Raw genomic sequence first — 23,459 nt, 5'->3', positions numbered from 1 at the left:
CCTCCACCGCTTCGCGGTCCCCCTCCCCATAGAATGGGGAGGAAAGAATGCTCACATCTCTCGCCAGGTCTTGCCGGTGACGCCCTCATAGTTGGTGGCGTGATAGACGCCGCGCGCCACGGCGCGGGCCAGAACGTCGGCGGCGACGTTGCCGAGCTGGGCCACCGCGACCTGACGCATGGCCGGGTTCTCAATGACCTTCTTGCCGGTGGACAGGCAGAACAGGGTGTCGCCGTCGAAGGGGGCGTGGGCGGGGCGGATGGCGCGGGCCATGCCGTCCTGGGCCATGATGGCCATGCGCTGAAGCTCGACGCGGGTCAGGGCCACGTCGGTGGCGATGCAGGCGATGGTGGTGTTCTCGCGCGGACGGGCGCCGAACTTGGACAGGCCCCAGTCCTCGGCCGAGGCGTGCAGGCCGGATGAGCCGAGGCCGCCGAACTCGTCGCCGATCTCATAGGGGGCGGCCCAGAAGCTCTTGCCGCCCGGCGCCACGACCGAGCCGACGCTGTTGACCGCCACGATGGCGCCCACCGTCCAGCCGGAGGCCATGACGGCCGAAGCCGAGCCGATCCCGCCCTTCAGCGCGCCGGCCTCGGCGCCATAGCCGGCGCCTGCGGTGCCCAGGTCGAAGCGGTCGCTGGCGGCCTCCAGCGCCTGAACCGACAGGCGGCGATAGGGCGGCTCCATCTCCCAGCGCTTGTTCCCGCCGTTGGCCAGGTCATAGAGGCAGGCGGTCGGGATGATGGGCGAGGGAGGCACGCCCGGCGCCCCGCCCATGCCGTAGCCGCGCCCGCGCATCCCCATCCAGGCGGCGACGCTGTCGGCCGAGCCCAGGCCATAGACCGACCCGCCCGACAGGATGATGGCGTCCACTTCCTGCACCAGGTTTTCGGCGCGCAGGACGTCGGTCTCGCGCCCGGCGGGACCGCCGCCGCGCACGTCCACGGCGGCCACAGCGGGCTTCTCGGCCAGGATGACGGTGACGCCGGTGCGGACGCCCGCGTCGTGGGCCTGTCCGACCTTGATGCCCTCGACGTCGGTGATCAGGTTGAGCGGACCGGTGCGGCCTGAGGCGCGGGCGGCGCTCTGGGCGGCGGGCTTGGCGTTTGCGACGCCGGCGGCGGAGGCGGCGGCGCCGATCAGGGCTGAGCCGAGGACGGTTCTGCGGTTCATCCGGCGGTTTCCTTTTCCAGAGCGTGATTGCGGACCAGATCCGGCGTCGCCGCCAGAAGTTTCTGCGTATAGGGGTGGGACGGGGCGGCGAAGACGGCGGCGGTCGCGCCTTGTTCGACGATCCTTCCGGCCTGCATGACCAGCAGGCGATCCGTCACCGTGCGCACCACGCTGAGGTCGTGGGTGACGAAGAGGTAGGACAGGCCGAGGCGATCCGACAGGTCGGCCAGCAGGTCCAGCACCTGGGCGCGGACCGAGACGTCCAGGGCCGACACCGCCTCGTCCAGACAGATGACCGAGGGTTCGGTGATCAGGGCGCGGGCGATGGCGATACGCTGGCGCTGGCCGCCCGAGAACTCGTGCGGATAGCGGTCGGCGGCGGCGCTGGTCAGGCCCACGCGCTCCAGCATTTCATCGACGCGGCGGCGGGCCTCGGCGGGGCTGGGGCGGGCGTCCAGCAGGTGGAAGTTCTCGGCGACCAGATCGCTGACCTTCCAACGCGGATCAAAGCTGCCGTAGGGGTCCTGGAACACCACCTGAATGTCGCGGCGGATGGACTTCAGCGCGGCGCCGCGCGCGGCGGTGATGTCGCGACCCTTGACCCGGACGCGGCCGCCTTGCGGCGTCTCCAGCGCCAGGATGGCGCGCAGCAGGGTGGACTTGCCGCAGCCGCTTTCGCCGACCAGACCGACGCTCTCGCCCGGCTGGATCGACAGGCTGACCTGATCGACGGCGCGGAAGGTCTTCGACTTGCCGAACAGGGCGGGCGCGCCGCCGTACTCGCGCACCAGACCCTCGACCTGAAGCACGGGGGCGGCGTCGGCCTGCGGGACGCTGTGACGCGTCGGGGCGTGGGTGGCGTTGGCCAGCAGGCGCCGGGAATAGGGGTGGGCCATGCCGGTGCGGATGCGTTTGACCGGCGCTTCCTCGACCAGTTCGCCGTCCTTCATCACCGCCACGCGGTCGGCGGTTTCGGCCACGACGGCGAGGTCGTGGGTGATGAGGATCAGGCCCATGCCGTCCTCGCGCACCAGCCGCTTCAGCAGGTCCAGCACCTGAGCCTGGGTCGTGACGTCGAGCGCCGTCGTCGCCTCGTCTGCGATCAGCAGCTTGGGCGTCAGGGCGATGGCGATGGCGATGGCGACGCGCTGCCTTTGGCCGCCCGACAACTCGTGCGGATAGCGGCTCAGGGGGAAGCGTTCGGGGGGCAGGCCGACCCGATCCAGCACGGAACGGGCGACGGCGAGGGCCTCTTTGCGCGAGGCTTTTTTGTGCAGGCGCACGGTCTCGGCGACCTGATCGCCGATGGTCATGACGGGATTCAGGGCCGTCATCGGCTCCTGGAAGATGATGCCCACGTCGCGGCCGCGCACCTGCTGCATCACGGCGTCGGGGGCGTTCGAGACCAACTGGCCGTTCAGACGGATCTCGCCGGTCAGGGGCGCGCGCGGCGGCGTCAGGCCCAGCACGGCCAGCGAGGTCATGGACTTGCCCGAGCCGCTCTCGCCGACAAGGCCGAGGATCTCGCCGGGGGCGACGGACAGGGACACGTTTTTGAGGATCGGGGTCGAGCCGATCGACAGGCTGAGGTCGCGGATGTCGAGGACGGTCATGGTCAACGCTCCCGCCGCACGCGCGGGTCGAACAGGTCGCGCAGACCGTCGCCGGTCAGGCTGAGGCCCAGCACGGTCACGAAGATGGCCAGGCCCGGCATGATCGCCAGCCAGGGCGCGAAGCCGATCATGGTCTGGGCCTCGGCCAGCATCCGGCCCCAGCTGGGCGCGGGCGGCTGGGCGCCGAGACCGACGTAGGACAGGCCCGCCTCGGCTACGATGCCGACGGCGAACTGGATCGCCGCCTGCACGACCAGAAGGCTCATCAGATTGGGCAGGATGTGCTGAACCGAGATCAGGGCTTTCGACTTGCCCGCGGTGCGGGCGGCCAGGACGTATTCGCGGGTCCACAGGCCCTGCGCTGCGCCGCGCGCCACGCGGGTGAAGACGGGGATGTTGAAGACGCCGATGGCGATGATCGCATTGATCGCGCCCGGTCCCATGACGGCGGTGATCATCACGGCCAGCAGCAGGGCGGGGAAGGCGAAGATCAGGTCGTTGCCGCGCATCACCAGTTCGTCGATCCAGCCGCCGCGCGCCGCCGCGGTCAGGCCCAGAGGCGTGCCGATCGCGACGCCGATGCCGACGGCGACGAAGGCCACGACGAGGGAGTTCTGCGCCCCCGCCATGATCATCGACAGGACGTCGCGGCCGAAGTGGTCGGTGCCGAACGGGTGGGCGGCCGAGGGGGCGGCCAGCTTGGCGGCGATGTCGACCGCCTCGACGTCATAGGGCGTCCAGATGAGGGCGAGCAGGGCGGTCAGAAGGACGACGGCGGTCAGACCTGCGCCGACGATCAGCGACAGGGGCCAGCGCACGCGCGGTTTGGCGGGGGCGGTGATAGCGGGGGCGTCGGTCATGCGCGGCGTCCCCTCAGGCGCGGATCAGCGAACAGATAGGCCAGGTCGATCAGGAAGCTGACCAGAACCACGGCGAAGACCAGGACCACCACCACGCTCTGCACCACTATCAGGTCGCGCTGGGTGATGGCCTGGAAGACCAGTCGCCCGAGGCCGGGCAGTGAGAAGACGTTCTCGATGATGATGCCGCCCGCCAGCAGGAAGGGGAACTGCAGGCCCAGAATGGTCAGGACCGGGATCCAGGCGTTCCTCAGGGCGTGACGCCACAGAGCCTGATTGACCGACAGGCCCTTGGCGCGGGCGGTGCGGACATAGTCCTCGTTCATGGTGTCCAAGAGGGCGGTGCGCAGGACGCGGGCGAGAATGGCGGCCTGTGGCGCGGCCAGGGCCACGGCGGGCAGGATCAGGGCCTTGAAGGCGGGCCAGAAGCCGCTGCTCCAGCCGGGGAAGCCGCCGGCCGAGAACCAGCCGAGGTTCACCGAGAACAGCAGGATCAGCAGCATGGCGATCCAGAAGTTGGGCAGGGCGACGCCCACTTGAGTGACGCCGATCAGGCCGGTGTCGACGGCGGTTCCCCTGCGGCTGGCGGCGGTGACGCCGATGGGCAGGGCGACCAGCAGCGACAGGACGGTGGCCATCAGGGCCAGCGGCGCGGACACGGCCAGACGCTCCGCGATCAGGCCGCCGACCGGCACCTGATAGGTGTAGCTGGTCCCGAACTTGCCGGTCAGCAGATCGCCGAGCCAGGCGAAGTAGCGCTCAAGGCCTGAACCTTCGAGGCCCATCTGTTGGCGCAGGGCGACGATGGCCTCCGGGCTGGCGTTCAGTCCCATCATGTAAGCGGCCGGATCGCCCGGCACGACCTGAAGCAGCAGGAAGATGACCACGGTCGCCGCCAGCAGGGTCAGGGCGTGGCCGCCCAGCTTCTTCAGCAGCCAGGCCGCGCCGAAGCGCCAGGCGACGAAGGCCGCCAACGCGACGCCCGCGATCAGGCTGATCCAGCCCCAGGGCAGGCCGCCGCCCGCGCGCTCGGCGTTCGCGGCGCCCGCGGCCATCGAGCCGGTCCAGTAGGCGCCGGTGACGTCGTTGGCGGCGATGGGGCCGTTGATCCACAGGCCGTTGACGTCCGCCTTCCACACGCCAATGCGCGAGGACTGGAACAGGAAGCCGTTGACCGCGTCCTCGGCGATGCGGCGTTGCAGATCGCCCAGCAGGCGGTTGCGCGTCGCCTCGTCCGGGGCGGCGTTGACCTGGGCCAGCAGGGCGTCGAAGGCGGGGCTGTCGTAGCCGAAGTAGTAGTCCTTGCGGCCATAGATGTCGTAGTCCATCGGCTCGACGTGCTCGACGATGGTCAGGTCGAACTGGCGGCGCTTGAACACCTGATCCAGCCACTGGGCCCATTCCAGATTCTCGATCTTCGCCCGGATGCCCGCCTCGGCCAGTTGCGAGATCAGCACCTCGCCGCTGCGCCGGGCGTAGGGGCGGGGCGGCAGGCGCAGGGTCACGTCGATGCCGTTGGGATAGCCGGCCTCGGCCAGCAACTGCCGCGCCTTGGCCGGGTCGTGCGGATAGAGGCCGGTCAGGTCGACATAGCCCGGCGCCTGGCGCGAATAGTGGCTGCCGATCGGCTGGCCGAAGCCGAACATGGCCCCCTGGATCAGGGCGTTGCGATCAATGGCGTAGGATAGGGCGCGGCGCACACGGACATCGTTGAACGGCGGCTTGGTGTTGTTGATGCCCAGGATGACCTTGCCTTCCGAAGCGCCGACGACGACGCGGAAGCGCGGGTCGCGCTGGAACTGGGCCACGTTTTCGGGCGCGGGATAGTTGGGGAAGGCGTCCACGTCGCCGGCGCTGACGGCGGCGAAGGCGGCGGTCGGGTCGCTGATGAAGCGGAAGACGACGGTGTTGAGGCGCGGCGGCGTTCCCCAGTAGCCGTCGCGGCGCACGAGGGTCAGCTGGCTGCCGCGCTGCCAGCTCTGCAGCTTGAACGGGCCGGTGCCGATGGGGGTGACGGCGTTGGTCGCGGCGCTCTTGGGCGAGACCATGACCGCGTCGCCCCAGGCCAGGACATAGGGCAGGGTCGCCATGGGGCGGGACAGATGGATGCGGAGGGTCGCCGGATCGACGATTTCGACGCGCTGGATCGGCGCAAACAGGGCCTTCTGGGCGTTGGTCGAGCCCTCGGCCGTGATGCGGTCCAGCGAGAACTTGGCGACCGAGGCTTCGAAGGGCGAACCGTCCGAGAAGGTGACGCCGCGTCGCAGATGGAAGGTCCAGGTCAGGCCGTCGGGCGCGGCTTCCCAGGTCTCGGCCAGAGACGGCGCGACGGCGCCGTTCTGGGTCAGCCGGGTCAGGCCCTCGAAGACGTTGGCGTAGACGACTTCATCCACCGCCGCCGCCGCGCCCGAGGTCGGGTCGAGGTTGGGCGGCTCCAGCGGCAGGCCCAGCACCAGCCGGTCGCGGGCTGCGGGCGTCTGGGCGTGAGACGGGACGGCGTGCAGGGCGAGCGAAAGGGTCAGCGTCAGCGCAAACAGCAGCCGCGCCGCCAGCCCGCGTCGCGTCCGCCCAACCACCGAAGTCTTCGCCCCTGTTCTCGTCACCTTGCCTTGATCTCCCCCGTCGGCGACGCGGCCGATCTTTGTCAGCCTACGTCATGGATTTCGTCTCACGCCATCGAATAAGCACGCCTCACCACGGCTGGCGCGCCAGCGAGGCGGGGCAGGCGGCTGTAGCTTCGCTCGCTGCGGCGCGGGCGGCCTCGAACTCGACCTTGGCCCTGGCGAAGTCGGCCTGGAAAGCGGGATCGGCCTTCAGCCGCGTGACGATGGTCGCGCCGACGATGCGGCCCGCCTCGACGTCGCTGGGGTAGTGGACTCCGCAGACCGCGCGGCTTTCACCATAGGCCAGGCCGCGACGCAGGATCTGGTCGGCGCGGTCCGGCGCCAGTTCGGCCAGCACCAGGGCCCAGGCCCAGCCCAAGGCGGAGTGGCCGGAGGGATAGGAGCCGCTGGCCCCCAGCCAGCTTTCCGGCGCGATGCAAGTGGGCAGAGGCTCGACCACGAAGGGCCGTTTGCGGAAGTAACCCCGCTTGGCCGGGGTCTGGATCATCTCCAGATCGCCCAACATCTTGCCCATCAGCAGGGTCAGGGTCGGCATCTTCTCCGGCTCGAACTTGAAGCCGAGGGCGCAGTCGAAGGCGCGCGGCGCGCCGGGCGTCTCGATCTCATTGTCGGCGCGGGCGATGGCCCAGCGCTCGCTGCCTTCCAGGGCGCGCATCTCGCGATAGGCGGCGATGTCGGCCTGTTCGCGCAGCGAGCCCTCGGCGGGCGGCGGCGGCAGGAAGTTGGCGGCGTTGGGCGTGTTCTCAGCGGTCAGATAGCCGTGCGGATGGTCGCGGAAGCCGGTCCAGAAGGTCACGGGGGCGGGCGTATCGACGGCGGCCGTTTGAGACGCAACCGCGCCGGCGCAACCGCCCAAAGTCCCGCTCAGGGCCAGAGCCAGGCTCATCGCGACGAGAGAGGAGGCGAGGCGCGGCTGGGTCATGAGGAAGCTCCGGTGGAAGGGGATCATGCGGCGACGGCGCCGGGGCGGCCCGACTCCACGGTCCAGGATTTCAGGGTCGACAGGCTGGCCTTGGGATCGCGCACGTCGCTGATGACCTGATAGCGCGTGTCCATGCGGTCGGGGCGCACGTCGATCGACATATAGCCGCGCGGGCGGCTGTCGAAGAACTTCACCTGGGGATTGTTGGGCATGACGGCCATCAGGCCGTCGTAGCTGGGGCCGGTCGAGGTGATGGAGGTGCCGACGAACTCGGTCGCCACGGTGGCCGACGACGGGTCGCGGCTGTCCAGCTTCACGTCATTGGTCCAGAAGGAGTGATAGTCGCCGCTGAGCACCACCGGGTTGGACGGTTTCAGCTCGGACAGGGCGTTCGTCAGACGATCGCGGGCGGCGGGGAAGCCGTCCCAGGTGTCGGTCCAGTAGCGGTTCTCCTCGGCCGGGCTGCGGGCCAGACGCAGGCCCGCCATGACCAGGTTCTGGCCCAGGATGTTCCAGCGCGCCTCGGCGCGGGCCAGGCCGTCGTAGAGCCAGCGCTCCTGTTCGAAGCCGAGGAAGGTGCGCGACGGGTCCAGCCGGTCGGTGCAGGTAGCGTCGGTGACGATCTGGCCCTTGCCGCCGTTGGCGCCGTCGCTGCACGGCTGTTTCGAGCGGTACTGGCGGCCGTCCAGCATGAAGAACTCGGCCAGTTTGCCGTAGCGGACGCGACGATAGATGGGCATCTGCATCGCGGCGCTCAGGCGCGTGCGGCGGATCGGCATGGCCTCGTAGAAGGCCTGATAGGCGGCGGCGCGCCGCTGCAGGAAGTCGGTCGGGGCGACGCCGGACACCTTGGACCAGACGCCGGAATAGTCGTCCTGAACCTCATGGTCGTCCCAGACGGCGAGGCAGGGGGCGGCGGCGTGCAGGCGCTGCAGGTTGGCGTCGGTGCGGTGCAGGGCGTAGCGGTTGCGATAGCCCGCCAGCGTCGTCGCCTCTTCCAGATTGTAGGGACGCACCACCTGATCGGCGCGGTCCGGCCCCAGGCTGTATTCATAGATGTAGTCGCCCAGGAACAGGGTCAGGTCCGGGGCCTCGTCGGCCATGTGGCCATAGGCGCTGAAATAGCCGCGCTCCCAGTGCGAGCAGGAGGCGACAGCCAGACGCAGGCGGTCGGCCTGGGCGTTCGGGGCGGGCGTGGTCAGGGCGCGGCCGGTCGGGCTCTGCTGACCCTGGGCGGTGAAGCGGTACCAGTAGGGACGGCCGGGGGCGAGGCCCGCGACCTCGACATGGAGGCTGTGCGCCGCCTCGGCCGAGGCGGTGGTGTCTCCAGCCGCGACGATGCGGCGGAACTGGTCGTCGGCGGCGACTTCCCAGCGCACGGGAACGGCGGCGGACAGGCCGCCCAGACCGTCGGCGGCCAGCGGATCGGCGGCCAGGCGGGTCCAGATGACGAAGCCGTCGGGAGCCGGATCGCCGCTGGCGACGCCGAGCGGGAACAGATAGGCGCCGCCCGCCTGGGCCCGGCCGAAGCTGAGCACGGCGGGCGCGACGACCAGGCCCGTCAGCAGGGCGCGGCGATCAAGGCGGGAGGACGGGAAACTCATGGAAACAGACGGGTCCGTGGAAACGGGAAAAAGCGGGGGCGAGCCGGCCGAAGCCGACCCGCCCCTTCGGGGAGACAGGAACTAGAAGTCCATCGACAGGCGCACGCCGTAGGTGCGGCCCTGGCTGGGCGAGGTGGTCGGGCGGGCCGAGCCGTTGAAGCCGTTGCGGGTCTCTTCGTAGTAGGTGTTGAAGAGGTTGCGGCCCCACAGGCCGACGCGCCAGTTGGCCCCGGTCGGGGCGACGCTGAAGTTGGCGTTCCACAACCAGTAGGCGTCGATGATCGACGAGGAACTGACCGAATACAGCTCGTCGCGATAGTTGTAGTTGGTCTCGGCGCGCAGATCCCAGCCGCCCATGCCCCAGTCATAGGCGATCGAGCCGCCGTAGTTCATCTTGGGGAAGGACAGGCGTTCGCCGGAACGGTCGTTGGCGATGATGACGTCCCAGGGGCCGTTGACCGGGTTGGCGGCGTCGGTCTTGGCGCCGTCGATGGCGAAGTATTCGTCATACTCGCCGGTCTTGTAGCCGATGTTCTGGCTGATGGTCAGGCCGTCCAGCGGGACCCAGGTCAGCTCGATCTCGCCGCCCATGATGTGCGACTTGGGCACGTTGGTGATCTTGCCCAGGCGGCCGGTGATCCGGTCGTATTCCAGGCCCTGAACCTGCTGGTCCTTGTAGTCGTAGTAGAAGAGGGCGCCGTTCAGACGCAGGCGGCGGTCGAACAGGTCCGACTTGATCCCGGCCTCATAGGCGATGACGATTTCCGGCTTGAACGGGGTCGCCGAGGTGGCGTTGTAGGTGGTGAAGCCGCCCGACTTCACCCCGCGCGCCACGCTGGCGTAGAACAGGGCGTCGTCGGTCAGCTTGTATTCCAGACCCAGACGGCCGGAGACCTCGTTCAGGTCGGTGTCGTAGCTGGTCGTCGGCGGGGGCGGGTTGGGGGCCACGAAGGTGCCGCCGCTGTCCAGGGTCCGCTCTTCCGTTTCCCAGCGCAGGCCGGCGATCAGGTTCAGCCGCTCGTTCACCTGATAGGAGTTGTGGGTGAAGATGCCGAAGGCCGACACCGACTGGCCGTAGCCGGTGTTGATCAGGTTCGCGTTGCCCCGGAAGTTTGTATAGAAGCCGCCGTCGATGCTTTCGTCGGCATAGTGGGCGCCGACCATCCAGCTGAGCGGACCGTCGTCATTGGAGCTCAGACGCAGCTCCTGAGCAAAGACGTCGATGTCGTTGTAGAAGAAGACGTTCGACTCGTTGAAGCGCGTGCCGTCCCAGTCGTTGAACTCGCTGCGCGAGAAGGTCTGGTAGGCGGTGATCGAGGTCAGGTCGGCCCAGCCGAGATTGGCCTTGATGCGGGCGCTGACGTCGAAGCCGTCGTTGTCGCGGAAGGGCTTGGCGTTCAGGCCGACCCCGGCGACGGCGGCCATGGCGGGCGAGATGCCCCAGCCGGTGATGCGCCAGGCGGTGTCCTTGGGATAGGTCACGGCGCCGCCCGAGACCGCGTACGGGCCCAGCAGGCGGAAGCCGCGGCCGTCCGACTTGTCGACCGAATAGGTGGCGGCCAGATCGACGGTGACGTCCTCGCTGGCGTCCCAGGTCAGGCGGCCGCGCACGGCGGTCTTGTTCAGGTCGCCCAGCTTCTCGCCGGTGTCGCGGTGGTATTGCCAGGCACCGCCCTGTTCGGTGACGGCGGCCAGGCGGCCCAGCAGGTTGGGCGCGATCTGACCCGAGACATAGCCCTCGACCTTGTAGCGATCGAACGTGCCGTACTCGGCGTTGAAGCCGGCGCGGAAGTCGGCCGTTGGGGCGTTGGTGATGATGTTGACGGCGCCGCCGGTGGTGTTGCGGCCATAGAGGGTGCCTTGCGGCCCGCGCAGCACCTCCATCCGGGCGATGTCGAACAGGGCGCCCTGTGTGGTCACCGTATAGGGGTGGGCGACCTCATCGACATAGATGCCGACGGTCGAGGCGTTGTTCGAGGAGTATTCGCGGGCGCCGATGCCGCGGATGCGGAACTGGGGCTGGCCGCCGCCGAACTGGCTGTCGACCTCCATGTTGGGGACGGCGTTCTCCAGGTCGTTGACGACCGAGATGCCCTTTTCATCCAGTTGCTCGCCGCCGATGACGCTCAGCGAGACGCCGACGTCCTGGCTGGCCTGTTCGCGGCGTTGAGCAGTAACAATGATTTCGCCAATCGTTGTTGCGTTTTGATCATTGTTATTTGAAGTAGATTGAGCCGACGCGACAGACGATGCAGCAATCGTCAGGATGCTGATGGAAGCGCTGAGCAGTAACTTGTTCATATTATCCCCCTCGTCGTCGATGCTTGATTTATGTCGTTCGACGAATGATCTGTGACAGGTGATCGATAAGCTCATCGATCTGCGCGCGGCTGATAATCAGCGGAGGCGACAGGGCGATGACATCTCCGGTCACGCGGATCAGAATTCCTTCGTCGAAGGCGGTGTGGAACACTTCCATGGCCCGGGCGCCGGGCGCGTCGGGGCGCGGCGCCAGCTCGATAGCCGCCACCATGCCCAGATTGCGGATGTCGATGACGTGCGGCAGCCCCCTCAGACTGTGCACGGCCTCTTCCCAGTAGGGCGCCATATCGGTTGCACGCTGGAACAGGCCCTCGTCCTCATAGACCTCCAGCGTCGCGAGCCCTGCGGCCGCCGCCAGCGGGTGGCCCGAATAGGTGTAGCCGTGGAAGAACTCGATGCCCGGCGCAGCGGCCTGATTGACCACGGCGTCATAGACCTCGCTGCGTACGCCGACCGCGCCCATCGGCACGGCGCCGTTGGTCAGCCCCTTGGCGCAGACCAGCAGGTCAGGAATGACGCCCAGGGTCTCGGATGCCGTGGCCCCGCCGACGCGGCCGAAGCCGGTGATGACCTCGTCGAAGATCAGCAGGATGCCGTGCTGGCGGGTGATCTCGCGCAGCCGCTCCAGATAGCCGACTGGCGGCACGATCACGCCCGCTGAGCCGGACATGGGCTCGACGATGACGGCGGCGATGGTCTCGGCCTCGTGCTCGGCGATCAGGACCTCCAGTTCATCGGCCAGATGCAGGCCCCAGGTCGGCTGGCCGCGCGAGAAGGCGGCCTCTTCTAGGTTCAGCGTGTGCGACAGGTGGTCGACGCCCGGCAGGGTCAGGAAGCCGCGCTTGTTGTTCTCCAGCCCGCCGACGGAAATGCCGCCGAAGCCGACGCCGTGGTAGCCCTTCTGCCGTCCGATCAGGCGGGTGCGGTTCTCGAAGCCTCTGGCCCGCTGATAGGCGAGGGCGATCTTCAGAGCGCTGTCGACGCCTTCCGAACCCGAGCCGGCGAAGAAGACGTGGTTGATGTCGGCGGGGAAGAGCATCCCCAGGCGGGCGGCCAGTTCGAAAACCAGGGGGTGCCCCAACTGGAAGGTCGGGGCGTAGTCCAGAACCTCGGCCTGACGTTGGATGGCCTCGACAATGGGGCGTCGGGCGTGGCCGGCGTTGACGCACCACAGGCCCGCCGTGCCGTCCAGGATCGGGCGACCGTCCGGGGTGAAGTAGTGCATGTCCCTGGCCGAGGCCAACAGCCGCGGATGCGCCTTGAAGCTGCGGTTCGCAGTGAACGGCATCCAGAAGGGATCAAGGTCGTTGGCGGCCCGTGCGGTCATGCAGACATCCTTTCAGAACGCCCAGTAGTCGATGAATGTCGGGGGAAGGGAAGCCTGTTATTCGCGCGCCGTAAGTCTTTGATTTGTTATGATTTGAGCGTCGCGCGATCAGGAAAGTGGGCGCTCCGATCAGGGGCGGGCTGGAAGGCGTACGGACACCTTCCAGCCCGGCGGCGATCCTCAATACTGCAGGCTGAGGCGTGCGCCGATCGTGCGCGGCCGACCCGGCTGGGCGATGTCGGCGCTGGTGAAGAAGTTGCGCGTCAGGTCGTATTCCTGATCGAACAGGTTGCGCGCCCAGAAGGTGACGGACCAGTTCGCCGTTTCGGGCCCCACGGTCACGCTGGCGTTGGCCAGCCAGTAGTCCGGCACGTCGTATTTGACGCCCAGCCACGAGGGGTATTCGTCGCGGAAGGAGTAGTTGGTCTCGGCCGTGACGGCGAAGCCGCTGACGGTCCAGTCGTAGCTGATCGAACCAGCGTAGCTCCAGGCGGGGAAGAGGATCGGGTCGCCCGCCTTGTCTTCAAAGACGGCCATGTTGGCGGCGCGTGACGCGGGCACGTCGAGCGCTTCGTATTCGTCGTACTCGCCCTTCTTGTAGCTGAGCGATTGGCTGATCCGCAGGCCCTGGATCGGCTTGAGCACCGCCTCCAGTTCAGCGCCCCAGATGTGGGATGAAGGCACGTTGGTGAAGCGCCCGACCGGACCATTGGCGCCCCAGACCGCCGACAGGACCTGCTGGTCGGTGTAGTCGTAGTAGTAGGCGGCGCCGTTGATCTGAACGGCCCGTGACGGATCGGCCTTGAAGCCGACCTCGTAGGCCCAGAGGATTTCCGGGTTGAAGGGCTCGATGCCGCTGCGGTTGCCGGTGTTGTAGGTGGTGAATCCGCCTGACTTGGCGCCCCGGCTGGCCGATCCGTAGATCAGGACGTTGTCGGTTGGCTTGAACTCCAGCGCCGCCTTGCCGGTCAGGGGCGTCATCTTGGTGTCGACCGTGGTCGGGGGCAGGGCGGTGGCGCCGCCGAAGGCCGAGCCGAAGCCGGCGAGTTCGCGGGTCTCTTCCTCGTAACGCAGGCCCAGAATGGCCTTCCAGCGCTCGGCGAAGGCGTATTCGGCCTGACCGAACAGGCTCCAGGACTCGACCGACTGGTCATAGGTGACCTGGGCGTAGGTGCCGTAGATGTCGATGAAGTCCGAGAAGTAGCGCTCGTTCAGGTCCTGCTTGGAATAGTAGAAGCCGGCCACCCAGGTCAGGGCGCTGTCGTTGTCCGAGGCCAGGCGCAGTTCCTGCGAGACCACGTCCACGTCGCTGCCGAAGAAGGTGTCGGCCTCGACCGAGGCGCTGGAATCCCAGTCGCCGTATTCGCTGCGGTCCAGGGTCTCGTAGCTGGTGATGCTGGTCAGGTTCATGCCCTTGAGCGCCAGGTTGGCGTTCAGCGACGTGCCCCAGGACGAGTTGTCGCGACCCGGCTTGTCCGTGACGTCGCGGCCGATCGAGGCGGCGAAGCGCGGCGACAGGCCCCAGCCGGTCTTGGAGTGATCCTTGTCCGCGAGAATGGTCGGCCCGGTCCCGCCGCGCGTCCGCAGGTCGCTGAGCAGGTAGAGGCCCAGGTTCTCGGACTTGTCGATCCCGCCGTGGACATCCAGCAGCAGGGACAGGCTTTCGCTCGGATCCCAGGCCAGCAGGGCGCGGGCGCCGGTGCGGTCGGCGTCGCCGAGCGATTCGCCCGTCGTGCGGTTGCGCTGCCAGGCGCCGCCCTGTTCGGTCGAGACCGCCAGACGGCCGCGCAGGCCGCCCGCCAGCGGGCCGGAGACATGGCCCTCGGCGCGGAACAGGTCGTGGCTGCCCCATTCGGTCATCAGGCCGGCCGACAGTTCCTCGGTCGGACGCTTGGTGACGAAGCTGATAGCGCCGCCGGTGGTGTTGCGGCCGTAGAGGGTGCCTTGCGGCCCGCGCAGGACCTCGACCCGGTCGATGTCGAAGATCAGGCCCTGGGTCATGACGGGCACCGGATAGGCGACCTCGTTCACATAGACGCCGACGGTGGGCGAGTTGTTCGAGGCGTAGTCCTGGAAGCCGACGCCGCGCATCCGGAACTGGGCCGCGCCGCCGCCGAAGGCCGGTTCGACCTCGAGGTTGGGCGTGGCGTTCTGAAGCTGGTTGACGTTGGTGACGCCCTGCTGGACCAGGCTCTCGCCGCTGAGGACGCTCAGGGCGATGCCGACGTCCTGGGCGGCCTGCTCGCGGCGCTGGGCGGTGACGATGACTTCGTCGATCGTCGTGGCCCGGTCAGGCGGCGCCTGCTGGGCCATGGCGGTGGTGGAACACAGGGCTGCGAGCGCCCCGACGGATACGCTGACCAACAGACGATTCATCGTCTCATCCCTCCCATGACGCCGCACGGACCTTTCTTCAGCGGTCTCGTTGCGGCCGAGGCGGAACGACGGTCCCGCCACCCGCTAACTATCTTCGGCCTTGGGGCGTTGTGCAATGCAGCAAGCCTTGCGTTTCCCTCGGCCGCCTCCCGGTGTCACGCTACTGTCGTGCACGAAGTAGCTGGCGAAATGGGAAGATCGACAAGTCTGTTTCTTCAGGAGGTCAATGGGCTGAGAAGGCGGGTAATTTTATTTTTCTCGCTCAGTATTCTGAGCAAGTGCAACGCGGGGTCAGAAGGTCGGCGGGGTGCAGGCGCTGATGACGACGCAGGGGACGTCGCCGACGTTGCGGAAGCGGTGGGGCAGGGTGCTGGGGAAGAGGTAGCCGTCGCCGGCTTTCAGCACGCGCGACTGGCCGTCCACGGTGACTTCCAGACGGCCGGAAATGATCAGCCCGCCCTCTTCGCCCTCGTGGGAGAGCATGACGCGGCCGCTGTCCGAGCCGGGCTGATAGGTCTCGTGCAGGATCTGCAGGCTGCTGTCCTGACCCGAGCCGAGCTGGCGATAGGAGACCTCGCCGCGCGAGATGTCGGTCAGTTCGTCGTGGCGATAGAAGTGCTTGGTCGGGGTCTCGAACTCGGAGCTGAAGAACTCGCCCAGCGACACGCCGGCGGCGTCCAGCAGACGTTTCAGCGAACCGACCGAGGGGCTGGTGCGGCCGCTTTCGACCAGGCTGACGGTGCTGGAGGGCACGCCCGCCTTGCGCGCCAGGGCGCGCTGCGACAGGCCGAGCCGGTCCCGAAGGGCCCGCAGGCGCGGGCCGATGATGTTCTCGTCTTCCATGTCGCCGCGCGCCATCTCGCTCATCCTCGCTTGCGGGTCAGCAGGTCATAGGCCGCGCGGGCCATGACCTTGGCCGAGTTGGTCATGTCGTCGATGCCGACCCATTCGTCGGGCTGATGCGCCAGGTCGAGCACGCCGGGGCCGTAGGCGATGCAGTCCTTCAGCTTGCCGATGCGGTCGACGTGCTTCTGGTCATAGGTGCCGGGCGAGCAGACGAACTGGGCCTTGCGTCCCAGCACCGTCTCGATGGCGGCGGCGGTGGTGCTGGCGACGGGACCGTCGCGGTCGGCCATGCTGGGGGCCACCTGGAACAGGTCGCGCATCTCATAGCGGAAGCCGTGACGCTGGGCGGCCAGGCCGTCGAGGATAGCCTTCACCTCGCCCTTCACGTCTTCGAGGGTTTCCTCGATCAGGAAGCGGCGGTCGATGATCATGCGGCTGGAATCCGCCACGCAGGGCGCGGGCAGGCCGTCGAAGCCCTCGGCCTGACCGCCGTGGATGGAGTTGATGTTCATCGTCGATTGGCGCGCGCCCTCGGGCACGACCGGCATGTCGGAATGGCGGGCAGCCATGGCGGGGTAGAGCTTGCTCTCGAACTCCTCCATCACCGCGCCCATGTGGCGGATGGCCGAGTCGCCCAGGAAGGGCATGGAACCGTGGGCGATGCGGCCCTTGGTTTCGATCTCGGCCCACCAGACGCCGCGGTGGCCGATGCAGACCCGGTCCACGTTCAGCGGCTCGGGGATGATGACGTGGTTGACCTTCGGCTCCGAGAACCAGCCGCGCTCGGCCAGATAGGCCACGCCGCCGTAGCCGCCCGATTCCTCGTCTACCGTGCCGGAGATCTCCAGCGCGCCGGGCAGGGGCAGGCCGGAATCGATCAGGGCCTCGACCGCGATGATGGAGGCGGCCAGGCCCCCCTTCATGTCGCAGGCGCCCCGGCCATAGACGCGGCCGTCCTTCACCTCGCCGCCGAAGGGATCGACGGTCCAGCCGGCGCCGACCTCGACCACGTCGATGTGGCTGTTGAAGTGGACGCAGGGGCCGGGCTCGCTGCCGGTCCAGCGGGCGATGACGTTGGTGCGCGGATACTGGTCGCTGTCGCCCGGCGAGCCCTCGCCGCGCACATATTCGACGGTGAAGCCGCGCTTCTTCAGCCGCTCGCCGATGTATTCGGCGCAGGGGCGATAGGCCTCGCCCGGCGGGTTGATGGTGGGGAAGCGGATCAGGTCCTGGGTCAGGGCGACCAGTTCGTCGGTGCGGCCGTCGATCAGGTCCATGACGGTCTGCAAGGTGGGGGCGCTCATCGGTCGATCCTCACGCGAACTGCGCGTCCAGCGCGGCCAGAACCGCGTCGGTCATCTGAAGGGTGGAGACGGGGGCGACGCCGGATTCGGCGATGTCGGGCGTGCGGACGCCGCTGGACACGACCTGTCGCACGGCGCGCTCCAGTCGGTCGGCCAGATCGGCGCGGTCAAAGGACCAGCGCAGGCACAGGGCGAAGGACAGGATGGCGGCGATGGGGTTGGCGACGCCCTGGCCCGCGATGTCGGGCGCCGAGCCGTGGATCGGCTCATACAGGCCCCGGCTGCGCCCGCCTTGTCCAAGGCCGGACAGGGAGGCCGAGGGGAGCAGGCCCAGCGATCCGGTCAGGGCCGCCGCGGCATCGGACAGGATGTCGCCGAACAGGTTGTCGGTGACGATGACGTCGAACTGGTCCGGGCGCCGGACCAACTGCATGGCGCAGTTGTCGGCGTACATGTGCGACAGCTCCACGTCGGGATAGTCGGCGGCGACCTCGGTGGCCACGGTCCGCCATAGGGCGCCCGTCTCCATGACATTGGCCTTGTCCACCGAGCAGAGGCGGCGTTTGCGCGTGCGGGCCAGCTCGAAGGCCGTACGGCAGACGCGGGCGATCTCGGCCTCGGTATAGGCCTGGGTGTCATAGGCGCGGCGCTGGCCGTCCGGGCCGACTTCATTGGCGCGGGGCAGGCTGAAATAGACGCCGGCCGTCGCCTCGCGCACGATCAGGATGTCGAGGCCCCGGATCAGTTCGGGCTTCAGCGCCGAGGCGTCCAGCAGTTCGTCGAAACAGACGGCGGGGCGCAGGTTGGCGTAGAGGTCCAGCGCCTGACGCAGGCGCAGGATGCCCATCTCGGGCCGCTGGGCGCGGGGCAGGTGGTCCCACTTCGGCCCGCCGACGGCGCCGAACAGGACGGCGTCGGAGGCTAGCGCCTGCTGCACCACATCCTCGGCGATGGGCGCGCCGACGGCGTCGATGCTGGCGCCGCCCGCCAGTCCCTCGCTCAGTTCAATGCGTAGCCCGGCGTTGCGGCCGAACCAGTCGGCGACGCGCAGGGTCTCGCGGATGATCTCCGGCCCTATGCCGTCGCCCGGCAGGACCAGAAGCTTGAAGACGCGGTCAGATGCAGCGGCCACCGTCCACCTCCATGGCCACGCCGGTGATCATCGAGGCGTCGTCCGAGCAGAGGAAGGCGGCGGCGGCGCCCATGTCTTCGGGCGTCGAGAAACGGCCGATGGGGATGGAAGCCAGGAACTTGGCCCGCACCTCGGGCGTGTCGGCGCCCATGAAGGTTTTCAGCAGGGGGGTGTCGCCGGCCACCGGGTTCAGGGCGTTCACCCTCACCTGGAAGGGCGCCAGCTCGACCGCCATGGCCCGCGTCGCCGTGATGACCCAGCCCTTTGAGGCGTTGTACCAGGTCAGATTGGGCCGGGGGCTTACCCCGCCGGTCGAGGCGATGTTGAGGATGGCGCCGGAACCTTGCGCCTTCATCGCCGGGACGAAGGCCTTTGACATCAGATAGATGGCGCGCATGTTGACGCTGGCGATGCGGTCGAAGGCCTCGTCCGACAGTTCGTCCAGCGGCTGGGGCGTATGGCCGACGCCGGCATTGTTGACCACGATATCGACCCCGCCCAGCAGGCGGTTGGCGGTCTCGGCGAGCGTGGCCACGTCAGCGGCGCTGGACACATCGACCTTAACGCCCAGATCGGCGTCGCCCCATTCAGCGGCCAGGGCGCGGGCGGCGTCACCGTTCAGGTCGGCGACGATGACGCGGGCGCCTTCCTCGGCGAAGCGGCGCGCGATTCCGGCGCCGAAGCCGGAGGCTCCGCCCGTGACGATCGCTCGCTTGCCCTCCAGCCGCTTCGATCTGTTCTCCCCCAAGACGCTACTCCCTTGCGCTATCCGTGATGGGCGGCGACGGTCTTGAGGGTGGTGAAGGCGTAGAGCGCCTCGAACCCCTTCTCGCGACCGTGACCCGACCTGCCGACGCCGCCGAAGGGCAGTTCGACCCCGCCCGCCGCGCCGTAGTTGTTGATGAAGACCTGTCCGGCCCGCAGCCGTTTCGCCAGCCGCATCTGCCGCCCGCCGTCGGCGGTCCAGACCCCGGCGACCAGGCCGTAGTCGGTGCCGTTGGCGATGGCGACGGCGTCATCTTCCGTCTCGAACGGGATGACGACGACGGCGGGGCCGAAGATTTCCTGCTGCGCCAGCGGATGATCGGGCGCGACGTTGGCGAACAGGGTCGGGGCGACATAGGCGCCGCCGGGCGGCAGGTCGGCCAGAGTCGCCTGCGCCACGATCAGGCCGTCGGCGCGGCCCTTGTCGATGAAGCCCTCGACCATGGCCTGCTGCTTCTTCGACACCAACGGACCGACGTCGCGGTCGTCCATGGCGGGACCGACAGTCAGGGCGGCGAAGCGTTCGGCCATGCGGCGCACGACTTCGTCATAGACGCCGCGCTGGACCAGGACGCGCGATCCGGCCGAGCAGGTCTGGCCTGCATTCTGGACGCCCGCGTTGACGAGGAAGGGCAGGGCATTGTCCAGATCGGCGTCGTCGAACACCAGCTGGGGCGACTTGCCGCCCAACTCCAGCGTCACCGGCACGGCGTTGACCGCCGCCGCCTGCTGGATGGCGACGCCCACGCCGGTCGAGCCGGTGAAGGACAGGTGGTTGATCCCCGGATGGGCCGCCAGCGCCGCGCCTGCCTCGGCGCCCGTGCCGGTCACGACGTTCAGGGCACCGGCGGGCAGGCCGCAGTCCTCGGCGATGTGGGCGAAGGCGAGGGCGGTCAAAGACGCCTGCTCGGCGGGCTTCAGCACCACGGCGTTGCCGACGCACAGGGCCGCCACGACCGAGCGGCCGATGATCTGCATCGGATAGTTCCACGGGATGATGTGGCCCGTCACCCCGTGGGGCTCGCGCAGGGTGTAGACGGTGTAGCCGTCCTGGAAGGGAATGGTCTCGCCGTGCAGCTTGTCCGCCGCGCCCGCGTAGAACTCCAGATAGCGAGCCAGGGCAACTACGTCATTGCGGGCCTGTTTCAACGGCTTGCCGACGTCCAGCGCCTCAAGTTCGGCCAGCAGGTCGATGCGGGCTTCGACCTCTCGGCCCATTTGGGCCAGGATGCGGCCGCGCTCGACCGCCGTCATCCGGCCCCAGTCTCCATCGAAGGCGGCGCGGGCGGCGCGGACGGCGGCGTCCACGTCAACGGCGCTTCCGGCGGCCAGGGCGCCCATGAGGTCGCCCGTCGACGGGTTTTCGATGGGCAGGGTCACGCCGCCGCTCGCCGCGCGCCAGGCGCCGCCGATAAAGACCTGATCGGTAGGAAAGGGCGCGACCATCAACCTCTGCTCATCCTCATCGCTCGCCGCCGCGAACGCTCGAAAGTGAGTGGGCCTGATTATGGATTACGCAACAAGCCCTTTTTGGCCTGGCTGCAAGTGGCTGATTTTTCGTTCGACGTGATCGAAATTCCGATCGAAATGCGTGCCGGTGATCATCATCGACCGGATCGGCGGCGGCGCGGGTTGAAGGGCTCGACGCTGCGCGACGGCAAAGCTAGGCTTTCTCGATGAAGCCTTCGTCGCTGCAGGAAGTCCTGCTCATCGTCATGCTGGTCATAGGCGCTATCGGAGCCGTGCTGTCCGCCCTGGCGGTGCTCGTGGCGTTCGGCGTCAGCCTCTATGCGGCCATCGTCGGCTGACAGGGGCATGGCGATCGCAGGGGCGCTGCCCCGAAGGGCGACTGCTTTGATCAAAGGCCGGTGGCGGAGAGGGTGTCGGATTTCGGCCCTTTTCAGCCCTATTCACCGTTGTTCAGAGGTAGGTTGAACCCAGGTGTGGCTTGAGTTTGGTCGCTTCAGGACGTTGCATATTGTTGCACTCAAGCGCAGATTTTTTGATGGGTGAGTTGATGGGTTTTATGATGGGTTGTTGGATGGGTGGGAAATGCCCCGGAAAGCAGATGAACTAGGACCATTGGCGGTGTCGCGGCTACGCGAACCAGGCCTGCATTTTGTTGGCGGCGTAGCGGGGCTAGCCCTGCAAGTGCTGTCAAGCGGCGGGCGAAGCTGGATCTTGCGCGCAACCATGGGCAAGCGGAGGAGAGATCTGGGTCTCGGGGGGTATCCCGATGTGACCCTGGCGCGAGCGCGCGAGGCCGCCCGCGACGCGCGGGAGCAGATCCGGCGCGGTATTGATCCGGTCGAAGCAGGTCGTGAGGCGCGCCGAGCGGTGAGAACGCCCGCCGTCGTTGCGGTGTCGTTTCGCAAGGCCGCAGAGGCCTATATGGCGGCGCATGAGGCTAGCTGGAAGAATCCCAAACACAGGGCGCAGTGGGCGGCCACGCTTGAAACCTATGTCTATCCGGTGATCGGCGACCTGGGCGTGGAGGAAGTCGCCCTCCCGCACGTCATGCGAATTCTGGAGCCCATCTGGACGATCAAGACCGAGACCGCGAGCCGTCTTCGCGGGCGTGTGGAAATGGTGCTGGATTGGGCCGCGGCGCGGGAATACCGATCTGGCCCCAACCCCGCACGTTGGCGGGGGCATCTGGACAAACTCCTCGCCAAACCCTCCAGGGTCGCGAAGGTTGTTCACCACAAGGCCTTGGGCATCGACCAAATGCCTGCCTTCATGGCCAGGCTTGCTGACGAAAAAGGGACAGGCGCGCGGGCGCTTGAGTTCACCATTCTCACCGCAGCGCGCTCGGGCGAGGTGCGGGGCGCCAGATGGTCCGAGATCGATCTTCCGGCCGCCCTGTGGGTCGTGCCGGGTGAGCGGATGAAGGCGGGGCGGCCGCATCGTGTGCCGCTTTCGTCAGGCGCGCTCGCGCTTCTCGCTGCGACGCGGCGGAATCCGGACACTGATCTGGTCTTCGCCAATATCGATGGCGAGGCGCTCTCGAACATGACTCTTGCTTCCGTGCTTCGCCGCATGAAGGTCGAAGCCGTGCCGCACGGCTTCCGGTCGACGTTCAGGGATTGGGTGTCGGAGAAGACCGCGCATCCTCAAGAAGCCGCCGAGATGGCGTTGGCGCACACTGTGAGCAGCAAGGTTGAGGCGGCCTATCGTCGTGGAGACATGATGGCGAAGCGATTTCGGCTGATGGAGGACTGGGCGGAGTTCTGCCTAGGTTAGCCCTGTGGTTAGCATTCGCGCCTGTCTGTTCTTGTTGCTGTTCCGGGCGGATATCAATCGCAGTCGCCTCGGAACTGCCTAGCCGCTGAATGAGGGGGGCATCTAGCTTGAGCCGAGCTCTTCGATGACCGGACACCGGACTCGTCTTCCGTCGCCGCAGTCGGAGACCGTCTGTTTCAACAAGGCTTGAAGGCGTTGCAGGTCGGCGATCTTCGCTTCGATGCTGACAAGGTGGTCCTGAGCCATGTCGCGCACTTCGCTGCAGGATTGGGCCGTCGGCTCGCATAGAGCGATCAGCCGACGAATGGCGTCTATGCCGAACCCGAGTTCGCGCGATCGGCGGATGAATCTCAGTCGCTGGGCGTGTTCAGGCTCGTAGCAACGATGTCCGCCCTGGGTTCGGGCCGGCGCAGGCATCAGCCCGATACGTTCATAGTAGCGCACGGTCTCCAGGTTCACCCCGGCGCTGAGCGCCAGGCGCCCGATGGTCAGATCTTGTCTCGACACGCTCTTGATCCCGTAGTGGCTACGGGTTGTAGGCTGTATCAGAAGTCAGACAGGATAGCCCATGGCGACCGACCCAAACCGCGCCCGCATTCCCGAAGTCGCCGTCAGCGCCTCAGCGGCGGTCGGCGGGTTCGCTTCCCTTCTTGCATGGGCGGCCTGCTGCGTCCTGCCGTTGGTGCTGTCGATTGCGGGCGTATCCTTCGCGGGCGTCGCCGTGTTCGCCGGGGCGCGCCATTGGCTGACCCCGATCGCCGCCGTGGTTCTGGCCCTCGGGTGGCTGCTGCACTGGCGCCGCTCTCGCATGTGCCGACGCGATACGGCCTGCGGACGACCTTCACCGCTGGCCTTCTGGCTGCTTGTCTTCGCCACGCTGCTGATCGTGCTTTCCCTTGCCTGGGAGCCCTATGTCGAGCCCTGGCTCCTGCCTCAACTGGCGGCCGTCAAATGAAGGCGCCCGTCCTGCTCCAGTCCACGCTGACCTGTCCGCAATGCGGTCATGTCGCGACCGAGACCATGCCCACCGACGCCTGCATCTGGTTCTACGACTGCCTCGGCTGCGGCGTGAAGCTGAAGCCCCTGCCCGGCGATTGCTGCGTCTTCTGCTCCTACGCCAATGTGCCCTGTCCGCCGATCCAGGAGGATGGCAAGGGCTGCTGCGGCTAGGAATATTGCATCTGACCGAAGCCCCGCGTCGCCAGGCCAGGTGAACGCGGGGCGTCGATCTTTCGTCCATCGTAAGATGGCCGCCGGCGCTAGGCCGACCTGATGGCGATGGCGGACAGGTCGTTGGCCGCATCGATCGGCACGCCCGACGCCTTTCACTCGGAATATAGGCCCGCCA

General features: G+C 67.8%; 19 protein-coding genes. 4 read left to right on the top strand and 15 right to left on the bottom strand.

Going from position 1 to position 23,459, the window contains the following annotated elements:
• Window positions 1-51: 51 nt before the first annotated feature.
• From RTY13_RS06345 to RTY13_RS06280, 14 genes are all read right to left on the bottom strand, one after another.
• Window positions 52-1,173, bottom strand: coding sequence for a P1 family peptidase (locus tag RTY13_RS06345; protein WP_312781965.1), 1,122 nt, complete (start codon window positions 1,171-1,173; stop codon window positions 52-54).
• On the bottom strand, window positions 1,170-2,786 hold the full coding sequence (locus RTY13_RS06340; protein ID WP_312781963.1) for a dipeptide ABC transporter ATP-binding protein: 1,617 nt from the start codon (window positions 2,784-2,786) through the stop codon (window positions 1,170-1,172). Before RTY13_RS06340 ends, RTY13_RS06345 begins: the two co-directional genes overlap by 4 nt.
• Window positions 2,787-2,788: 2 nt before the next feature.
• Window positions 2,789-3,646 carry an ABC transporter permease gene (locus RTY13_RS06335; RefSeq protein ID WP_312781962.1) on the bottom strand — a complete coding sequence of 286 codons (858 nt, stop codon included), beginning with the start codon at window positions 3,644-3,646 and terminating at the stop codon, window positions 2,789-2,791.
• A complete protein-coding gene (locus RTY13_RS06330) occupies window positions 3,643-6,222 on the bottom strand; it encodes an ABC transporter substrate-binding protein (protein WP_312781961.1) in 2,580 nt (859 codons plus the stop codon). The genes RTY13_RS06335 and RTY13_RS06330 overlap by 4 nt, the downstream gene beginning before the upstream one ends.
• A 115-nt stretch (window positions 6,223-6,337) precedes the next feature.
• Window positions 6,338-7,192 (bottom strand): phosphatase PAP2 family protein, encoded by an 855-nt coding sequence (locus RTY13_RS06325; RefSeq protein WP_312781959.1) that lies wholly within the window; start codon window positions 7,190-7,192, stop codon window positions 6,338-6,340.
• Between the two features lie 23 nt (window positions 7,193-7,215).
• Window positions 7,216-8,796: an alkaline phosphatase D family protein gene (locus tag RTY13_RS06320; RefSeq protein WP_312781957.1), complete on the bottom strand. Its 1,581-nt coding sequence runs from the start codon at window positions 8,794-8,796 to the stop codon at window positions 7,216-7,218.
• A gap of 81 nt (window positions 8,797-8,877) precedes the next feature.
• A complete protein-coding gene (locus RTY13_RS06315) occupies window positions 8,878-11,097 on the bottom strand; it encodes a TonB-dependent receptor (protein WP_312781955.1) in 2,220 nt (739 codons plus the stop codon).
• A gap of 28 nt (window positions 11,098-11,125) precedes the next feature.
• Window positions 11,126-12,445 carry an aspartate aminotransferase family protein gene (locus tag RTY13_RS06310; protein WP_312781953.1) on the bottom strand — a complete coding sequence of 440 codons (1,320 nt, stop codon included), beginning with the start codon at window positions 12,443-12,445 and terminating at the stop codon, window positions 11,126-11,128.
• Window positions 12,446-12,625: 180 nt separating this feature from the next.
• Entirely contained in the window at window positions 12,626-14,821 is a 2,196-nt protein-coding gene (locus RTY13_RS06305) for a TonB-dependent receptor (RefSeq protein WP_312781951.1), read from the bottom strand.
• Window positions 14,822-15,112: 291 nt separating this feature from the next.
• Complete coding sequence (locus RTY13_RS06300; RefSeq protein ID WP_312781949.1) at window positions 15,113-15,679, bottom strand: cupin domain-containing protein; 567 nt, start codon at window positions 15,677-15,679, stop codon at window positions 15,113-15,115.
• 5 nt (window positions 15,680-15,684) lie between these two features.
• On the bottom strand, window positions 15,685-16,971 hold the full coding sequence (locus tag RTY13_RS06295) for an acetylornithine deacetylase/succinyl-diaminopimelate desuccinylase family protein (RefSeq protein WP_312781947.1): 1,287 nt from the start codon (window positions 16,969-16,971) through the stop codon (window positions 15,685-15,687).
• Window positions 16,972-16,981: 10 nt separating this feature from the next.
• A complete protein-coding gene (gene leuB / locus RTY13_RS06290) occupies window positions 16,982-18,103 on the bottom strand; it encodes a 3-isopropylmalate dehydrogenase (RefSeq protein WP_312781945.1) in 1,122 nt (373 codons plus the stop codon).
• A complete protein-coding gene (locus RTY13_RS06285) occupies window positions 18,087-18,851 on the bottom strand; it encodes a glucose 1-dehydrogenase (RefSeq protein ID WP_312781944.1) in 765 nt (254 codons plus the stop codon). The genes leuB and RTY13_RS06285 overlap by 17 nt, the downstream gene beginning before the upstream one ends.
• A 17-nt stretch (window positions 18,852-18,868) precedes the next feature.
• On the bottom strand, window positions 18,869-20,314 hold the full coding sequence (locus tag RTY13_RS06280; protein ID WP_312781942.1) for an aldehyde dehydrogenase family protein: 1,446 nt from the start codon (window positions 20,312-20,314) through the stop codon (window positions 18,869-18,871).
• Between the two features lie 230 nt (window positions 20,315-20,544).
• Here RTY13_RS06280 and RTY13_RS06275 point away from each other — a divergent pair, with 230 nt between their 5' ends.
• Window positions 20,545-20,676, top strand: a complete 132-nt coding sequence (locus RTY13_RS06275) for a hypothetical protein (RefSeq protein ID WP_312781940.1) — start codon at window positions 20,545-20,547, stop codon at window positions 20,674-20,676.
• A 244-nt stretch (window positions 20,677-20,920) separates the two neighbouring features.
• Complete coding sequence (locus RTY13_RS06270) at window positions 20,921-22,111, top strand: phage integrase central domain-containing protein (protein WP_312781938.1); 1,191 nt, start codon at window positions 20,921-20,923, stop codon at window positions 22,109-22,111.
• Window positions 22,112-22,213: 102 nt separating this feature from the next.
• Here RTY13_RS06270 and RTY13_RS06265 read toward each other — a convergent pair whose 3' ends face one another.
• Complete coding sequence (locus RTY13_RS06265) at window positions 22,214-22,618, bottom strand: helix-turn-helix domain-containing protein (RefSeq protein ID WP_291751848.1); 405 nt, start codon at window positions 22,616-22,618, stop codon at window positions 22,214-22,216.
• A gap of 61 nt (window positions 22,619-22,679) precedes the next feature.
• Between RTY13_RS06265 and RTY13_RS06260 the strand changes: the two genes are divergently transcribed.
• On the top strand, window positions 22,680-23,066 hold the full coding sequence (locus tag RTY13_RS06260) for an MFS transporter permease (RefSeq protein ID WP_312781932.1): 387 nt from the start codon (window positions 22,680-22,682) through the stop codon (window positions 23,064-23,066).
• The gene (locus RTY13_RS06255) at window positions 23,063-23,281 is read left to right on the top strand and encodes a GDCCVxC domain-containing (seleno)protein (RefSeq protein WP_312781930.1); all 219 of its coding nucleotides are present in this window, start codon (window positions 23,063-23,065) and stop codon (window positions 23,279-23,281) included. The genes RTY13_RS06260 and RTY13_RS06255 overlap by 4 nt, the downstream gene beginning before the upstream one ends.
• Window positions 23,282-23,459 lie beyond the last annotated feature (178 nt).

The organism is Brevundimonas sp., assembly GCF_032055285.1.
Lineage (GTDB): Bacteria > Pseudomonadota > Alphaproteobacteria > Caulobacterales > Caulobacteraceae > Brevundimonas.
The sequence above is the reverse complement of the archived record's forward strand: the minus strand, read 5'-3'. Positions and strand labels throughout refer to the sequence as shown.

What these genes read in the sequence shown, in the direction of transcription:
- RTY13_RS06325 (WP_312781959.1), bottom strand. Translation starts at nt 7,192, where the DNA reads ATGACCCAGCCGCGCCTCGCCTCCTCTCTCGTCGCGATGAGCCTGGCT.
- RTY13_RS06320 (WP_312781957.1), bottom strand. Translation starts at nt 8,796, where the DNA reads ATGAGTTTCCCGTCCTCCCGCCTTGATCGCCGCGCCCTGCTGACGGGC.
- RTY13_RS06335 (WP_312781962.1), bottom strand. Translation starts at nt 3,646, where the DNA reads ATGACCGACGCCCCCGCTATCACCGCCCCCGCCAAACCGCGCGTGCGC.
- RTY13_RS06275 (WP_312781940.1), top strand. Translation starts at nt 20,545, where the DNA reads ATGAAGCCTTCGTCGCTGCAGGAAGTCCTGCTCATCGTCATGCTGGTC.
- RTY13_RS06310 (WP_312781953.1), bottom strand. Translation starts at nt 12,445, where the DNA reads ATGACCGCACGGGCCGCCAACGACCTTGATCCCTTCTGGATGCCGTTC.
- RTY13_RS06300 (WP_312781949.1), bottom strand. Translation starts at nt 15,679, where the DNA reads ATGGCGCGCGGCGACATGGAAGACGAGAACATCATCGGCCCGCGCCTG.
- RTY13_RS06295 (WP_312781947.1), bottom strand. Translation starts at nt 16,971, where the DNA reads ATGAGCGCCCCCACCTTGCAGACCGTCATGGACCTGATCGACGGCCGC.
- RTY13_RS06255 (WP_312781930.1), top strand. Translation starts at nt 23,063, where the DNA reads ATGAAGGCGCCCGTCCTGCTCCAGTCCACGCTGACCTGTCCGCAATGC.
- RTY13_RS06270 (WP_312781938.1), top strand. Translation starts at nt 20,921, where the DNA reads ATGCCCCGGAAAGCAGATGAACTAGGACCATTGGCGGTGTCGCGGCTA.
- RTY13_RS06340 (WP_312781963.1), bottom strand. Translation starts at nt 2,786, where the DNA reads ATGACCGTCCTCGACATCCGCGACCTCAGCCTGTCGATCGGCTCGACC.
- RTY13_RS06260 (WP_312781932.1), top strand. Translation starts at nt 22,680, where the DNA reads ATGGCGACCGACCCAAACCGCGCCCGCATTCCCGAAGTCGCCGTCAGC.
- RTY13_RS06315 (WP_312781955.1), bottom strand. Translation starts at nt 11,097, where the DNA reads ATGAACAAGTTACTGCTCAGCGCTTCCATCAGCATCCTGACGATTGCT.
- RTY13_RS06280 (WP_312781942.1), bottom strand. Translation starts at nt 20,314, where the DNA reads ATGGTCGCGCCCTTTCCTACCGATCAGGTCTTTATCGGCGGCGCCTGG.
- RTY13_RS06305 (WP_312781951.1), bottom strand. Translation starts at nt 14,821, where the DNA reads ATGAATCGTCTGTTGGTCAGCGTATCCGTCGGGGCGCTCGCAGCCCTG.
- RTY13_RS06345 (WP_312781965.1), bottom strand. Translation starts at nt 1,173, where the DNA reads ATGAACCGCAGAACCGTCCTCGGCTCAGCCCTGATCGGCGCCGCCGCC.